This window comes from Verrucomicrobium sp. BvORR106 (assembly GCF_000739655.1).
Classification (GTDB): domain Bacteria; phylum Verrucomicrobiota; class Verrucomicrobiia; order Verrucomicrobiales; family Verrucomicrobiaceae; genus Verrucomicrobium.
On the sequence record NZ_BATR01000117.1, the window covers coordinates 42,443 to 56,571 of the forward strand.

Annotated in this window: 12 protein-coding genes; 11 read left to right on the plus strand and 1 reads right to left on the minus strand. The window is 61.6% G+C overall.

From position 1 onward, the window contains the following. Positions 1–94: 94 nt before the first annotated feature. From BV106_RS21315 to BV106_RS36015, 9 genes are all read left to right on the plus strand, one after another. Positions 95–865: an ABC transporter ATP-binding protein gene (locus BV106_RS21315; RefSeq protein WP_038168033.1), complete on the plus strand. Its 771-nt coding sequence runs from the start codon at positions 95–97 to the stop codon at positions 863–865. Continuing rightward, positions 862–2,475 carry a hypothetical protein gene (locus BV106_RS21320; protein WP_038168035.1) on the plus strand — a complete coding sequence of 538 codons (1,614 nt, stop codon included), beginning with the start codon at positions 862–864 and terminating at the stop codon, positions 2,473–2,475. The genes BV106_RS21315 and BV106_RS21320 overlap by 4 nt, the downstream gene beginning before the upstream one ends. A gap of 61 nt (positions 2,476–2,536) precedes the next feature. Then, on the plus strand, positions 2,537–3,052 hold the full coding sequence (locus BV106_RS21325; RefSeq protein WP_038168038.1) for a chemotaxis protein CheW: 516 nt from the start codon (positions 2,537–2,539) through the stop codon (positions 3,050–3,052). Beyond that, entirely contained in the window at positions 3,049–4,515 is a 1,467-nt protein-coding gene (locus tag BV106_RS21330) for a CheR family methyltransferase (protein ID WP_051946144.1), read from the plus strand. Before BV106_RS21325 ends, BV106_RS21330 begins: the two co-directional genes overlap by 4 nt. Then, complete coding sequence (locus BV106_RS21335) at positions 4,505–5,080, plus strand: chemotaxis protein CheW (protein WP_038168040.1); 576 nt, start codon at positions 4,505–4,507, stop codon at positions 5,078–5,080. The genes BV106_RS21330 and BV106_RS21335 overlap by 11 nt, the downstream gene beginning before the upstream one ends. Before the next feature lie 33 nt (positions 5,081–5,113). Then, on the plus strand, positions 5,114–6,736 hold the full coding sequence (locus BV106_RS21340) for a methyl-accepting chemotaxis protein (protein ID WP_038168041.1): 1,623 nt from the start codon (positions 5,114–5,116) through the stop codon (positions 6,734–6,736). Positions 6,737–6,838: 102 nt separating this feature from the next. Further along, positions 6,839–8,977, plus strand: coding sequence for a response regulator (locus BV106_RS21345; protein ID WP_081892059.1), 2,139 nt, complete (start codon positions 6,839–6,841; stop codon positions 8,975–8,977). 72 nt (positions 8,978–9,049) lie between these two features. Further along, positions 9,050–10,111 carry a chemotaxis protein CheB gene (locus tag BV106_RS21350; RefSeq protein ID WP_038168045.1) on the plus strand — a complete coding sequence of 354 codons (1,062 nt, stop codon included), beginning with the start codon at positions 9,050–9,052 and terminating at the stop codon, positions 10,109–10,111. Continuing rightward, positions 10,104–12,194, plus strand: a complete 2,091-nt coding sequence (locus tag BV106_RS36015) for a response regulator (RefSeq protein WP_051946145.1) — start codon at positions 10,104–10,106, stop codon at positions 12,192–12,194. The genes BV106_RS21350 and BV106_RS36015 overlap by 8 nt, the downstream gene beginning before the upstream one ends. Before the next feature lie 84 nt (positions 12,195–12,278). On the opposite strand, the gene BV106_RS21360 is transcribed toward BV106_RS36015, so the two are convergent. Continuing rightward, positions 12,279–12,758 (minus strand): redoxin domain-containing protein, encoded by a 480-nt coding sequence (locus BV106_RS21360; protein ID WP_038168048.1) that lies wholly within the window; start codon positions 12,756–12,758, stop codon positions 12,279–12,281. A 172-nt stretch (positions 12,759–12,930) separates the two neighbouring features. Between BV106_RS21360 and BV106_RS21365 the strand changes: the two genes are divergently transcribed. Continuing rightward, positions 12,931–13,551 carry a nitroreductase gene (locus BV106_RS21365; protein WP_051946146.1) on the plus strand — a complete coding sequence of 207 codons (621 nt, stop codon included), beginning with the start codon at positions 12,931–12,933 and terminating at the stop codon, positions 13,549–13,551. Beyond that, complete coding sequence (locus tag BV106_RS21370) at positions 13,548–14,081, plus strand: DUF456 domain-containing protein (protein ID WP_051946147.1); 534 nt, start codon at positions 13,548–13,550, stop codon at positions 14,079–14,081. Before BV106_RS21365 ends, BV106_RS21370 begins: the two co-directional genes overlap by 4 nt. The last annotated feature ends 48 nt before the right edge of the window (positions 14,082–14,129 follow it).

Genomic DNA, 14,129 nt, shown 5'->3' on the forward strand with positions numbered 1-14,129 from the left:
GTCAAAAGTGGGGTGCCATTGGCACCGGAGGCGGGTCGCGCTGAACTCTGCGGATTCAGTTTTTACTTTTCGCCGTTCACTCCTAACTTTCTCGATGCTTTCTCTCCGCGGTCTGACCAAACGCTATGGCGTTCAAACAGCAGTGGACAACCTGTCGCTCGAAGTGCCAGCGGGGCAGATTGTCGGGTTGCTGGGGCCGAACGGGGCAGGGAAGACCACCACGCTGAAGATGGTCACCGGGTTGCTCAAGCCGGATGAAGGCACGGCACTGATCGCGGGGCGGGATATCACGCTGGAGCCGGTGGAGGCCAAGCGGGCGCTGGGATTCGTGCCCGACTCGGGAGCGGTGTACGAGTCTCTCACCGGGATGGAGTATCTGCTGATGGTGGCCTCTCTCTATGGGATCGAGGAAAGCGCCGCCGTGGAACGGGTGGTCCGTTTTATCGAGTACTTCGAGCTGGGCATGGACACACTGGAGAGAAAGCTGCTGGGGGCCTATTCGAAGGGCATGCGGAGGAAGGTGGTCATCACCGCCGCCCTTTTGCATCAGCCCAAGGTGGTGTTTCTGGACGAACCGCTGGACGGGCTGGATGCCAATGCCGCAGTGGGGTTCAAGGCCCTGCTGGAGACCCTGGCCCGCGAGGGCAAAACGATCGTGTACAGCTCCCACATCCTGGATGTAGTGGAGCGCGTGTGCCATCGGGTGGCTATCATTCACCAGGGGCGGCTCCTCGTCGATGGCGCCCCGGAGGATCTGATTCGGGAGCACGCTGCGGCCAGCCTGGAGCAACTATTCACCCGGCTCACAGGCTCGCATGACCACGAACAACGGGCCGAATCGTTCGCCCGGTCTCTCCGGTCATGAAGACTTCTGCGAGCCAGAGCAACGGGAAAGTTCTGCGGCGCCTCTTTTGGACTCTGTTCTTTCGGGGGCGTGCCACCTCCCGAAAGCGCGGTGAGGAAGGCAAGGTGAACCGGCACAGCATGCTGGGCACGCTGGGGTTCTATCTTCTGGTGGGGTTCGCTCCCTGTCTGGCCATCCAGCGGGTGGATACCCTGACGTTTTCTGTGATGATGCATGGGGCCACCCTGTTCCTGGTGGTGATGCATCTAGTGGCCACGGCTGGCAGTGTGTTGTTCAACCGGGAGGAGTCGGAGATTCTTCTGCATCGTCCCGTGACTGCCAAAGAGCTCCTCCATGCCAAGACGAGTGTGCTGTGCGGGGTGACCGCCATTATGGCCCTCGCGCTGAATCTCCCAGGCATGGTCGCAGGTCTGTGGCTGCGGGATGCCCACTGGTGGTTTCCTCTAGCTCATCTGGTTTCATTGGGGGGCATGATCGGCTTTTGTGCCGGAGCGCTGGTGGTGGTGTATCAGGTGTGTTTGAAGTGGTTTGGCCGGGACCGGCTGGATAACATCATGACCACGTTCCAGACGATCCTGACCGTGGTGCTGGTGATGGGAAGTCAGTCCTTCCGGCTGCTGGGCCAGGTGAATCTGGAGGAGCTTCGTCACGCCTGGTGGCTGTTGCTGCTGCCTCCTACGTGGTTCGGGGCGCTGGATGCCGTCCTGGCATCACACCGGCCGGAGGCCTGGATGGTGATCGCCGCTGCGGTGGGGGTGTTCGCGACCTTGATGGTGGCTTGGTTGGGCATGCATCGGCTGGCCGCCAGCTATGGGGAAGGGCTCACCTTGCTCAACGAGCAAGCGTCGCCGGAAGTAAAAGCGACAGGGAAGGCCTGGTGGATTCGCCGCCTGGTCGGCGCTGCTCCGTTGCGTCGTTGGCTGAGTCATCCGGTGGAGCGCAGCAGCTTCATTTTGACCGCGGCCTATATGTTTCGGGACCGGGAAACGAAATTGCGGCTCTACCCGGGCATTGCCCAGGTACTGGCATTGCCCCTGGTGTTTCTCCTGGCAGGTCGGGCGGGGCGCGACAGCGGTGTGGATGTGGCTCTGGCTGGCATTTACATGGGCTGGCTGCCGCTCATGGCCATGCAGATGCTGGCCTACAGTGAGAACTGGCAGGCCGCGGAGCTCTTCCAATCCTCACCGGAAGGGCGCTGGCAGCCCCTGTTTCATGGGGCCAGGAAGGCCGTCCTTGTCCTTCTGGCGGTGCCACTCATTGTGCTGCTTTTGACCCTCGTCCTCGCCACCCACGGCATGAGCAAGTGGCTGCTGCTCCTGTTGCCCAATGTGGTGATGCTCCCTGTGTGGTCTCTCGTGCCCGGCCTGATGAATGAGTGGCGGCCGTTCGCTACACCGTATGACGCCAAGGATCAGGCCCGGTGGGGATGTTTGACGATGATGGTGGTCATGGGGGTGTCCTCGGCCGTCGCCATGGGGGGGTGGGGTGCCATGAAGTTTGGTTTTTTCCCCGTGGCCATTTCGATCCAACTGGTGATCGTGGGGCTGATCTATCTGGTTCTTGCGAGGAGAATTGATGGCTTGAGCAAAAAAAGGGGCAACCAAGCTTAGGGCGGCATCCGTTGAAGGGCGTGTTGATCAGCACCAGCCCATCGTTTCCCGAGTTGCTCTCATGCCTTCCGCTCTGACTTTTTCCATCTGCGGTGTTCGGCTGGGGATCGAAGTGCACCATGTCCGGGAGGTGTTGCCCTGCGTGCGCCTGGTACACCCGCCCGAGACGCCGCCCGTGCTCCGGGGATTCCTCAACCTGAGGGGCGAGATGGTGCCCGTGCTGCGGCTGGAGAGTGTGCTCCAGCTGGCCATGCAAGACGCGGATTGGAATCCTGAAGAGCAGCTGCAGTCCCGCCTCGTCGTCGCCCGCCTGGGAGATCTGAATGTGGCCTGGCTGGCTGATGAGGGCGTGGAACTGCTGCGGTATGATGCCGTTCAGACGGTGAGGCTGCCCGTGGATCACGTTCTCAACAACTGTGCGGACCGCGTGGTCGCGCGTCCAGCTCCTGAGATGTCCATCGTGCTGCTCAGTCCATCCAAGGTGTTGTTGGAAGGGGAAAGCATCCGGCTCCGGCAGTTGGCGGCGCGTGAGAAGCTGCGTCATGATGCTTTTGAATTGGCGGAACAGGAGGCATGAGCACAGTGTCGTCCATGGCGGATCCCAGGGTGCACGCCCTGCTCAGAGATCCGGATTTCCAAAAACTGAAGGAGTGGATCATCGCCACCACGGGCCTGTCGTACTATGCCGACAAGGACCGCGATCTCGCCACAGCCGTGGGCCGCTGTCAGCAGCTGGAGGGACGCCAGGCTGGGGAGATCCTCGAAATGTTAACCCGTGGGCTCGACCCGGCGCTGGACCGCCTGGTGGAAGAGTTGACGATTGGCGAGACGTTCTTCTTCCGGCATCTGGAGATGTTCCACGCACTGAGGGATCACGTGTTGCCGGATCTCATCCATCGGCGCGCGGCGCTCAAGTCCCTCCGCATTTGGAGCGCAGGCTGTTCTGTGGGGGCAGAGCCCTACTCGCTGGCGATCCTCCTGCATGATCTACTGGGAGATGCGGCACAAGATTGGTCCTTCGAGATTGTTGCGACGGATATCAACCGCCGTTTCCTCGCACTCGCCCGGGCGGGAGTGTATGACAACTGGGCGCTCCGCGGCATGGAGCCGGAATTGCTCAAGCGCACCTTTCACCAGTTGGGAGCCCGCTGGCGCATCAACGATCTTTATCGCGAGGCGGTGACCTTCCGTCACCACAATCTGGTCAAAGACAAGTTTCCTTCCATTGAGCATGAGTTGAGCGGGCTGGATCTCATCATCTGCCGGAACGTTATCATCTACTTCGATGTCCCGACGAACCGGCGTCTTGCGGATCAGTTCTACCGCAGCTTGGTGCCGGGCGGATGGCTGGCCGTGGGGCATGCCGAGCCGCATACGGAGATCTTTCGCGCGTTCCAGACCGTCAATGCGCCGGGCGCTGTGTTGTATCAGCGGGCCTCGGAAGGAGAAGGAAAGAATGCTCCCTCCCCGGGGCTTGCAGTCCCTGTGTCCCGGAGTGTGGCAGCACCGGCGCTCCCAGCGGCCCCTACGGTCCAGACTGTCCGGACGAGCGCAGCCGCACCCCAGTGGGTTCCGGTGGTGCGTGAGGCGTCGCCCGCTGTGCCAGAACCAGTCCGCCCGGCGGAGCGGGAGGCAAACAGAGAGACGGCGGTTGAGGAAATAACCACATCGGCCGACAAGGGCGATCTGACTTCCGCACGGAAGCTGGCGGAGGCGCTGATTGCGGCCCAGCCTCTGCATGAAGGGGCGCATTTCCACCTGGGGCTGGTGTTGTTCCAGCAGGGTGAGTGGGAGAAGGCCCGGATGGCGCTGAAGCGTAGCCTGTACCTGCGTCGTGACCTGGCTGTCGCCCACTACTATCTGGGACTGGTGCAGCTGGGGTTGGGAGAGCCAGCCGCCCGGAGTTTTCAGAATGCCCGCCGGTTGATCATCCGTCTGGAAGGCGGGGCTGTCCTGCCCTGGGGCGATGGATTGACCGCTGGTGAATTGCGCGCCCTCTTGCAACCCTATCATGGAGCCACCACGACACATGAAGCCTGAGACAGAACGAATCAACTGGGAGCAGGTGAAGCTGCGCATGAAAGATGCGGAGGCGACCCTGCAACGGGCGTTTCAACCCGGGGCAGAGGAGCGGGATGCCGTGTTACTGCGCCGTGCTGCCGCTCTGGCGGAGATGAAAGGGGCCGGGCGATTGGACGATGACCGAGCTCAGCAAGTGTTGCTCTTGCGGGTGGGGGAGTCCGTGATCGGGTTGGATGCAGCCCAAGTCGCACAGATTGTAAGCTTCCAGCAGTGGGCGGCTGTCCCAGATGCCCATGAGGCGCTGCTGGGAGTCGTGAATGTCCGGAGTGAATTGGTCGGTCTCTGCAGCCCCTATCCATATCTCAAAACGACAGGTGGAGATGTCTCAGGATTCGTGCGAGGGGCAGTGCTGCGTCATTCCACGCTTCGCCTGGCACTGGGCTGTGACGAGGTCCTTGGGTTTGTGCATCTGGCACCTGAAGCAATCAAAGAAAACCACGTATTTGAGGCGGCAGGAAGGCTGGGGGTCCTTCTGGACGCGAATGTTATTCTTGAACCCTTTCACAGCACCATTTCCGCTTAGGACGCATCCATTTTTCCATCCATTCCATTGTACATGAATTCTTCTCCCAACGTCTGGCGTGATCTCAAGGTCGGCACCAAGCTCACCATCATCCCGCTGTTCTTCATGGTGGCCCTGTCCACCATCCTCTACTTTACAGTCAGCACGCTCGACAGCCAGCAGAGCAAGTTCCTCGTCCTTGAACTGGTGGGACGTCAGCGCATGCTGCAGCAGCAGCACTTCTCCACGGCGCTGCTCCTCATGGAGAAGCGGGTCGCACGGGAAAAGCTGGATTACGTGAGGAAGGTGTGGGTGAACACCCAGGAGGGATTGTTGAACGGTGGGGAGGTGATCGAGCGCATGAACCGGCCTGAAATGGTCCGGGTGCCAGCTGCACCTGAAGGACCTGTCCGTGACAACATGCTGAAGCAGGCGCAGCTCATCACGGTGTCCATCGATGATACCGACCGGCTGGTGGCCATGGAAAAAACCTCGCCTGACTTCGCACCGCTCCTGACAAGCCTGCTGCAGCGGGAGTCGGAGATCCAGGACCTCGGCATCGTGATCAACAAAGGGTACACTCAGCTCCTGCAGGAGCAGTCCCGGGAACTGGTGACCAAGGAAGTGCTCATCACCTTGCTCGTCGGCACCCTGGGCTTCCTCATCAGTTGGCTGGTGGCCAGAAGCATCACCGGGCCGCTTCAGCGTCTGGTTGCCCTCGCAGACAATGTTTCACGGGGCAATCTACGCACGGAAAAGGCCGCCATCGCCAGCCGCAATGAGCTCGGGCTGCTGGGTGATGCTTTTGACAACATGGTGGACAACCTCAAAGACTTGAGCGGACAGATTCTCGGGGTTACGGGAAACATCAATTCCGCCGCGGCAGAGATCCTGGCGTCCACCCAGCAGCAGGCGTCGAGCACCAAGGAGCAGGCGGCCACGGTGCAGGAGGTTTCCGCCACGATGCAGGAAATCACGCAGTCCGGTGCGGAGATCGCAGACAAGGCCAAGCAGGTGGCGGCCAATGCCGAGGCCACCTCCGCGGCGAGTCAGTCCGGGGTGGGGGCTGTGCAGGCCACCACCCGGCTCATGGAAGGCATTCGCCAGCAGGTGGAGGATGTGGCCGTGAAGATCGTGGGGTTGAGTGAGCGGACGCAGGCCATTGGCGACATCATCAGTACGGTGAACGAGATCTCGGACCAGTCCAACCTGCTGGCGCTCAATGCCAGCATCGAAGCGGCCAGTGCCGGCGATCACGGGGCCCGGTTTGCCGTGGTGGCGGGCGAGATGCGCAACCTGGCCCAGCGGGCCAAGGAAAGCACCGTGCATGTGGGCGGTATTCTTGGTGAGATCCAGCGTGGGATCAACAGCACGGTCATGCTCACGGAGGAGGCCGTGAAGCGCTCAGATTCCGGAAAGCAGCAGGCCCAGGTCACAGAGCAGACCATCCATCAAATGACGCACACGACGGTAGAAAGCGTGCACGCCTTCCAGCAGATCATCGGTGCCACCAGTCAACAGCAGATTGGCTTTGACCAGGTGACCCAGGGGATGCGTGACATTCGTCAGGCGGCCGAGCAGACCGCAATCGGGACGGCTCAGCTGGAGAAGGCCCTGGGTAATCTCAACGAACTCAGCATCCAGCTCCGCATGGCCGTGGGCAAGTATCAGCTGTAGGCCCGGCCAGTCTGCCGCACCCAGTTCCTCCCGGTCTATGCCACGGGAGGGAGCATTCCCCTGACATCCCTTCCATCCAGTTCCTAAATCCCCAATCCCTTCGTGTCCTCCTCGTCAGACATTCAACAGCGTGTGCTTGCGGCCTTCCGCCTGGAATACCGTGAGCAGATCGTTGCGGTCCGTGCACTGGTGGAGGCCTGGCCGCTGACGGAGGGGCCGGTGTTTGATGAAGCCTTTCGCATGGCTCACAGCATGAAAGGCGGGGCCCGTGTCTGTGATCTGCTGGAGGTGGAGCATCTGGCCCATGACCTGGAGAGTCTGCTTTCAGAGATCGCCAGAGGGCGGGTGCCGGCAGATGCTGCGGCGAAGGACCGGATGATCAGGCTCGTGGATGAGGTGGATGATCTGATGGGGGCGGAAGGGGGCTCGGAGACCAACTTGGTGGACCAGACGTCCGTGACACCATCCGCAATGCTGGAGGAGCAGGTGCCTGAAGGGGTGTTGTACCTTGAACCGGAGGCTGGAAGCAGGGCTCCCTCAGCGAAGAAACCTCTGGCGTCTGGAGGGGCCGGACCTGACAGCCTGCGGATTCACGCCGGGCATTTGGAAAGGTTGTTGCAGTCGAGTGGACAGCTGGTGGCTGAAGCCTCGCGTCAAGAGGCCTTGGGACGGGAGCTGGAGGAGTTGTTTGAGCAGACCGAAGCCTTGAGACAATCCAGTGATCGTGCCATGGCGGGTTCCACCGAGTTGCATGCGGGACTGGTGGCGCTGAGCAAGCAACTGCAGCGTGTACGCTTGCAGCAGCAGCAGGCGGGTTGGGCTCTGCGTACGTTGGGAGAGCGTCAGCTGGAGGAGGTGCGGCGCATTGGCATGGTCCCCATCAACAGCGTCTTTGAAGGGTTTCCCAAAATGATGCGCGATCTGGCGGCGGAGACCGGGAAGAAGGTTGAGTTCACCATCGATGGTGGTGAACTACAGGCAGACCGCGCGGTGCTGCAATCTCTCAAGGACCCTGTGATGCATGCATTGCGCAATGCCATGGCGCACGGCATCGAATCCCCCTCGCGACGTCGTGCCGCGGGCAAACCTGAGACAGGAATGGTCCGTTTGGACATTGAGGTGATTGGCCAGGTGCTTCGATTGTCAGTTTCGGATGACGGGCAGGGGGTGGACATCCCGTCTGTGCGGGCCCAGGCGCTGCGCAATCGGCTGGTCACTCCTGAGGTGGCGGAGAATATGGATGACGCCCAGTGGCTGGATTTCCTCTTTGAGCCGCGTTTTTCGACCACGGCCGAAGTGACGCGTGTCTCCGGACGCGGCGTGGGACTGTCGGTGGTGAAGGATCGTGCCACCCAGTTGCAGGGGACCGCCCGCATGCAGCAGAGTCCGGGGCGCGGCTGCCAGTTGATTCTGGAGGTGCCGGTGAGCGTGTCCACCCATCGTCTTCTGCTGGTGCGCACCGCTGGGCGTACCTTCGCACTGGGCATGCGCGGGCTCGCGTCTCTGCAGCGCGTCAGGGAGGTGCACACCGTGGAAGGGCGTTCCGTGATCATGCATGAGGGGCGTCCGGTCCCTCTTGTGACCCTGGGTCCTGCTTGTGGTCTGCCGCCCAGTCTCGTCCGGCATGAAGATGGCCATCTGCTCGTCGCCGTGCTGAAAGGGGACCGCCCTCTGGCCCTCAATGTCGAGGAGTTCGTTGGTGAGACGAGTGCCCTCATCAAGGCCTTGCCGCATCCCGCCTCATTGTCACCGCACTTTTCTGGAGCCATTCTTCTGGAGGGTGGGGAGGTGGCGCTGGTCATTAATCTGCCTGGCCTGATGCAGCGCTTCTTGGGATCAACCCTCCGCGAGGTGAAGCCCGTGTCGATGGTCAAGAAGAAGCCGGTGGTGCTCGTAGTGGACGACTCATTCACCGCCCGCACGCTTCAAAAATCCATTCTGGAAGCTGCAGGCTATGCGGTGCGGGTGGCCGTGAACGGCAAGGCGGCTTATGACCTGCTCAGAACAGAGCCGGTGGATGCAGTGGTATCGGATGTGCAGATGCCGGAGATGGACGGCTTCCAGTTGCTCTCTGCCATGAAGAACCATGCCCGCCTGTCGGAGCTGCCGGTGGTGCTGGTCACCTCCTTGAGCAGCCGGGAGGACCAGGAACGCGGCCTGGCCTTGGGTGCAGATGCTTACATCGTGAAGGAGCGCTTCGATCATCGTGAGCTCCTCGATACTGTGCGACAGCTGGTCTGACCCTCCCTTGACCGCCTGCCCTTCCTTTCAACTTCCCAACCCCTTCGCGCATTGACGAAAAAAACCACAGTGATGATTGTCGAGGATTCCCCGGTGATCAGCATGTTTCTGGAACACATCATCAACCAGGATCCGCGGTTGCAGGTGGTGTCGTCCGTCAGGAGCGGGGAGGAGGCACTGGCGGTGCTGGAGCATCTGCGTCCGGACGTGATCTCGCTGGACATCCGGCTGCCGGGCATGAACGGCCTGGAGGTGACTCGGCGTATCATGTCGGAGTATCCCACTCCCATTGTGGTTGTTTCCTCCAACGTGGCGGATGAGGAGCTCAACATCTCCATGAATGCCCTCCGGATCGGAGCGCTGTCGGTGGTGCAGAAGCCGGTGGGGATGAGTCATGACGACTATGCGGAGCTGGCGGCGGCGCTCTGCACCAAGCTCTACATCATGAGCCAGGTGAGGGTGATCCGGCAGCGTTACCGTGTGACGTGGCCGGGCATGCCGGAGACTTCCGCCGGTGCCAGGGTGCCAGTGACCCAGGCCGGGCGCTGGCGGCCCACGGTCATTGGCATGGTGGCCTCCACCGGGGGGCCCAGTGCGCTGGTCCGGGTTCTAGGAGATCTCTCGCCCTCGGTCACGCAGCCCATCGTGGTGGTGCAGCACATCACACCGGGATTTGTGCGGGGGTTCGTCCACTGGCTCAATGATGTGCTGCCCGACCGGGAGGTGCTGGAAGGGGTGGCGCAGATGCCGCTGGAAGAGGGAGGGGTCTATGTGGCCCCGGCAGACCGTCATGCCATCTGTGTGGCGGGCATGCGCCTGGGCCTGCTGGACACGCCTGCGGTGTGTGCGCAGAAGCCTTCCGGGACGGTCCTGTTCCGCTCCATGAGCCAGGTACACGGGGCCAGGGCGCTGGGTGTCTTGCTCACGGGCATGGGGGAAGACGGTGCCGAGGGACTGAAGGAGATGTGCGACTCCGGAGGGCTCACCTTTGCCGAGCACGAGTCCAGCGCCGTGGTGTATGGCATGCCCGGTGCGGCGGTGCGTCTGGGGGCGGCCCGTGAGGTCTTGCCCGTCTCGGAGATTGGTCCGCGGCTCAACGTCGTCTGCCAGAGCGGGGAGGTGACCCGTGGCTGAGCCGCGCAGTCATATCGTCCTGGTGGAAGATTCCGCCAGTCAGGCGCTCAAGCTGATCTCCCTGCTGGAAGCAGAAGGCTGGCGGGTCACCTGGGTGTCCACGGCAGAGGAGGCCTTTGTCACCCTGCGTGACAAGCGGCCAGATCTGGTGCTGCTAGACTACTACCTGCCGGGCATGCGCGGGGATGAGGTCTGCCGCCGCATCAGAATGCATGTGGACAGCCGCAGCCTGCCCATCGTGATCCTCACCTCCCAGGAGGACAAGGAACTGCAGGGGCTGGACAGCGGGGCCGATGACTTCATTCTGAAGTCGGGCAATCCGGAGTATTTGCTGCTGAGGGTGCGCACGCTCTTGCAGAAGTCGCGGCCGGAGGGGCGCATCTTTACCGGCGGTGACAACAGTTTCCGGACCGCCCGCCTCCTGGCCATCGATGACAGTCCGACCTTCCTCGAGCACTTGAGGGGAGAGTTGGAGGGTGAGGGGTACAAGGTGGACGTCGCCCTGGATCCCCTGAAAAGTCTGGAGCTGGTCAGGAAGAACAAGTATGACGGCGTCATCATCGACCTGCTCATGCCGAAGATGGATGGGTTCGAGGTATGTCGAAGGATAAATGAACTGCGTCATCAGCTGGAGGTGCCGCTCATCACGATTGTCCTCACTGGGGCAGAATCACGGGACAATCTCTTCCGTGCCCTGGAGGCTGGAGCAGATGATTTCGTGGGGAAGTCTGGGGACTACGCGATTCTGAAGGGGCGCATCCGGGCCCTGCTGAGGCGGAAGTTCTACGAGGAGGAGAATTCTCGCATTCTGCATGAATTCCGGGCCAGGGAGCTGGAGGCGGCGCGCGAACGGGCGGCCAAGGAGGCGGCTGAAGCCCGCGCTGCGCTGGTGGAAGAACTTCAGCAGCGGGAGGAGGAGCTGCGTAACTCCAGAGAGGAACTCAAGCGTGCCAACGAGGCGAAGGATCAGTTCCTGGCGGTGCTCAGCCATGAGCTGCGCACGCCCCTGAGCCCGGTGCTGGCCGTGGTGGCAGAGTGGTGCAGTCGCCCCCAAGTGCCGGAGGAGCTGCGCCGGGACCTTGAGATGGTCAAGCGTAACATTGATCTGGAGGCCCGGCTCATTGACGATCTCCTGGATCTGACCCGGATCATCAAAGGCAAGATGGAGATGCGGGATGATGAGGTGGATCTACGTGATCTCCTGAACCATGCGGTGGAAATCTGCCGTGAATCCCGCACGGGGCCAGACCGCATCGTTACCCATGACACTGCCACGCAGACCCGCGTGCAAGGTGATGCCATGCGCCTCACTCAAGTCCTGTGGAACCTGCTGCGCAATGCGGTGAAATTCACCCCCGAGGAAGGCGTTGTACAGGTGAACCTGAAGCCGGGGCAGGCGGGACGGGATGGAGGAAATACGGTCGTGATCGAGGTCTCGGACAATGGCATTGGCATCGCCGCCGAGGACATTGGCAGGATCTTCGATGCCTTCGACCAGGGCAACCGGACGGTCACGCGGCAGTTTGGAGGGCTGGGGCTGGGCCTTGCGATCAGCAAGGCCATCGTGGATCTGCACCATGGCACACTCACGGCGGCGAGTGCGGGGCGGAACAAGGGGGCCACCTTCACTCTCACGCTGCCCGTCTTTCAGGGGCAGTCAGTGGCGGATTTGGTGCTTCCTGTCTGCCAGCCGTCTTCGGTGCCAACCGTCCCTGCTGTGAAACCCGCCGGGTTACGTATTTTGCTTGTCGAGGATCATGAGGACACCCGCGAGGTGATGCGTCAGCTTCTGCAGCGTCGCGGGCACACGGTGCTCGTGGCCCGGAGTGTGGCCACCGCCTTGGCGGTGGTGGAGGGGGGCGAAGCGGTGGATCTGCTGATCAGCGATCTGGGGCTTCCCGATGGGAGTGGATTGGACCTCATGAAATCCATCCGCGCCCGGCTGCCATTGCGCGCCATAGCCCTGAGTGGCTATGGCATGGAGGACGATCATCGCCGATCTCGTGAAGCCGGATTTCAGGAGCACCTGGTGAAGCCGGTAAGTTTCCCTGATCTGCTGAGGGCGATTGAGCGTCTGCGATAGCGAGCTGGACGGGCCCCAAAAAAGCGGCCGGGCATTAGCCCGGCCGCGGAATACAAAAAGCTATGACGGGAACCGTCGTGCGCCTTAGGAGAGAGAGCCCAGGGCAGCCTTCACGGCTTCGAAGTTGGGCAGTTCTTTGGGGGAGGGAGTCTGCTCCGAGTACTGGATCACGCCGTCTTTGTCGATGACGAAGGCGGAGCGGGCCGAGGTGTCACCGATGCCAGCCAGACCGGGGAAGAGCACGTCGTAAGCCTTGGTCGTTTCCTTGTTGAGGTCGCTGACCAAGGTGATGCCGATCTTCTCCTTCTGGGCCCAGGCTTCCTGAGCGAAGGGGCTGTCCACGCTCACGGCGATGACGTCAGCGTTGAGATCGCCATAACCACCAAGGCCGGCGGTGATGTCACACAGTTCCTGGGTGCACACGCCCGTGAAAGCGAGAGGGAAGAAGAGCAACACGGTGTTCTTGCTGCCAAAGTTGGCGCTCAAGGTCACATCTTTGAGGCCATCGGCGTTCTTGCTCTTGAGGGTGAAATCCGGGGCTTTGGTACCGACTGCGAGAGGCATGAGAAGAGAGAGTTGGGATTCGGGTTTGTGATCGTGACGCCAAGCGTCCGAACGGGCCGATTGTAGGCGGTACGGTGACGGGGTCAAACAAATCAACTCGCCTGCTCGCGCCTGGACTTGATTCTGTCGCATCGCGAGGGGAACGTCGTACGTTTTCTTCCTGACCCCATCTATGTCCGAAGCCGCGCCTACCCCTCTTCAGAGCATCACCGACCACATCCGGCACCGTCGTTCCGTCAAACCGGCGGACATGGATTCAAGCCGGCAGGTGGATAGGGCACTCCTGGAGGCGTTGATGGAGAATGCAAATCAGGCTCCCACTCACGGCATGACGGAGCCGTGGAGGTTTCACGTGCTGCAAGGAGCGGCCCGGGCTGAACTGGCTGCGACGATGCAGGCGGTTTACCAGGAGATCACACCTGCCTCAGAGTTTCGTGAGGACAAGTATCGGAAGATGACGGAGAGCGCCCGACTGGCACCCGTCATCATTGCGATCGTCATGGCCCGGCGCGGCGGGGCAAAGATCCCGGAACTGGAGGAAATCGAGGCGGTGGCCTGTGCCGTACAGAATCTGCATCTGAGCGCGAGTGCCGCAGGGCTGGCGGGCTACTGGTCCACCCCGGCTTTGGTGTACGACCGCAAGTTTGCTGATTGGCTACAGTTGGGGACTGAAGATCGTTGCCTGGGCTTGTTTTACCTGGGCTGGCCCAAGCCAGGCTTTGTGTGGCCGGAGGGGCGTCGCAGCCCGGTGCAGGGCAAGATCACCTGGCATGGAGAGGCAGCCGGGGAATGAGCTGGTGGCATGATATGGTGCAGTGGTTCCAGAGCCTGGAGATCGGGCACTGGATGGTGTGGTGCCTGACGGTCCTGCTGATGTTTGTCGGCGTGCTGGGCACCGTGGTCCCTATGCTCCCCGGTCCGGTGCTGCTCTTTGTGGCAGGCGGGCTTCACACCCTGCTGATGCCGGATCACGGCATGAGCCTGTGGGGACTCGGCGTCATGGCGCTCCTGCTGGCAGCCACGTTCGCAGTGGATTTTCTCAGTGGAGCCGTGGGGTCCAAGTGGTTTGGCGGCAGCCGCTGGGGCTTCTGGGGTGTCTTGGTGGGCGGGATTGTGGGACTGTTCTTTGGCCCATTGGGATTGATCTTCGGTCCTCTCATTGGCGGCTTTGCTTTTGAGGTCCTTTTTGCGAAAAAGAAGATCAACCCTGCCATGAAAGCGACCTGGGGTACCGTGGTGGGGACGACCATGGGCATGGTGCTCAAGCTGGGTCTGAGCATCGCCATGGTGGTGTGCTTTCTCGTGGACGTGTTCTGGTGGTGACGACCGGCATGGAATGCCGGTCGTTTGACTCCTGAACCGCGTGAGATG